1 protein-coding gene is annotated in these 456 nt (G+C 66.9%); it reads left to right on the top strand.

What is annotated here, in order from left to right:
- Positions 1 to 18: 18 nt before the first annotated feature.
- On the top strand, positions 19 to 456 hold a 438-nt coding region (locus EN852_RS35175; protein WP_246694491.1), incomplete at its 3' end, for an aminotransferase class I/II-fold pyridoxal phosphate-dependent enzyme.

Raw genomic sequence — 456 nt, 5'->3', positions numbered from 1 at the left:
GCCATGGACCGCGGCGGCATGCGTCCGGACGCCTTCGAGGCAGCTTGCGCGCAGCTGCGCCCGCGTGCGGTTTTCCTGGTGCCGACACTGCACAATCCGACGACGATCACACTGAGCGCGGAGCGCCGGCATGAATTGGCGGCGGTAGCGCGACGCCACAATGTGCTGATCATCGAGGACGACGTCTACCGGCCGCTGGCCGATGACCCGCCGCCCTCCTTCGCCAGCCTCGAACCGGAGCTGACGATCCATCTCGGTGCACTGTCGAAATGCCTGGCGCCCGGCCTTCGCCTCGGCTTCGTCATTGCCCCGCGCCCGATCGCCGGCCAGGTCGCGGCGGCCTTGCGCATCAATTGCTGGAGCATCAGCCCGCTGACGGCGATGATTGGCGCGAGATTGATCCAGGAAGGTGCTGCCGCCGGCATCAGCGACATCCAGAAACAAGACAGGCGACAG

Source organism: Mesorhizobium sp. M2E.F.Ca.ET.209.01.1.1 (assembly GCF_004010375.2).
Lineage (GTDB): Bacteria > Pseudomonadota > Alphaproteobacteria > Rhizobiales > Rhizobiaceae > Mesorhizobium.
The sequence above is the reverse complement of the archived record's forward strand: the minus strand, read 5'-3'. Positions and strand labels throughout refer to the sequence as shown.